Origin of the sequence: Herbiconiux daphne (assembly GCF_024979295.1) — a bacterium.
GTDB classification, from domain to species: Bacteria; Actinomycetota; Actinomycetes; order Actinomycetales; family Microbacteriaceae; genus Herbiconiux; species Herbiconiux daphnes.
Map to the genome: position 1 here is coordinate 1 of NZ_JANLCJ010000135.1, position 1,107 is coordinate 1,107.

The 1,107-nt window shown below is 43.1% G+C and carries 2 protein-coding genes; both read right to left on the reverse strand.

Going from position 1 to position 1,107, the window contains the following annotated elements:
* The coding region (locus N1032_RS23590; protein WP_259542810.1) for a PolC-type DNA polymerase III domain-containing protein at positions 1–312 on the reverse strand (312 nt) is incomplete at its 3' end.
* The coding region (locus N1032_RS23595; RefSeq protein ID WP_259542811.1) for a DnaB-like helicase C-terminal domain-containing protein at positions 309–1,107 on the reverse strand (799 nt) is incomplete at its 5' end. The genes N1032_RS23595 and N1032_RS23590, both read right to left, overlap by 4 nt.

A 1,107-nucleotide genomic window follows, 5' to 3' on the forward strand; every position in this document is an offset into this window, starting at 1 on the left:
AATGCCCCATGCTTTCAGTGAGTGACCACCTTGTTTATCCGGGTCAAGGATACGTGATAATACCAATGTATCAAATACGTTGAAAGTCAAATCCACACCCGCTAACTTAGCTAACACTGGCAAGTCGTAATCGATCCCGTTATGGTATACAACCACATCGGCCTTAGCCAGTGTCGCCAAGTATTCTTTGAACTGATTTGGACGGAAGCCTTTTCGCTTCCCTGTCGCTAAATCAATAATCCATGCACAGTGAAAAATACTGACTTCAAAATAAAACCCATTGGTTTCAATATCTGTCAGAAAGATTCTCAAAACTCTTGTTCTCCATCGCTGGGGATTCGTGTTTCTTCTGCTTCGCCTGGGATCATGAACGGACGTTTTTTGTCGTACTGATCTTCAGGTCGTTCAGTTAGTCGCCCTGTCACAGGATTATAAATTGTACCGACTGTCCCTGATTGACCAAAGTTACGGTCTTTTAGAAGACGAATCTGTGACAAGTTTTTCCAGTCACCATCAGCTTGTTTATTACGTTCGAAACCTAGCATCAGCTGGCTGAAACGCATCAACGCACGGCTACCGGTAAATTGTGCTTCCTGAACTGCACCACCTTCCTCGTGAGGAGCACCTGCTTTTGGCGGGTTAAGGTGAGAAAATACGAAACAAGTGAAGTTGAGTTCCTGACACATGCCAGCAAGTTCAGCACCAATCGTTGCGATCTCTGAGTTGATTTCTGTTGCTGTCAGATGAGACACCATACAAGTCACGTTGTCTAAGAAGATTACTTTGACACCGTGTTCAATTACCCAGAAACGAATACAACGTTTAATATCTTCCCAATCATTCTGACCGAAGTTCTTATAAAGGAACAACTTACCATCGTATTTAAGTGCTTCTTTACGAAGCAAATCAGGGTCGAAGTCTGCGTCAGGTTTATGGAATGTGATACCTGCTGATTTACCAGCCACGTTCTTGATCGTATTACCAACCGTCTCTTCAAGCATGAACATGCCACACTTGATATTATGATTGATAATCAGATGTGATGCTATCTCATGTGCTAACAGAGTCTTACCACAAGACACACCACCACCGATTGAAATGACTTCA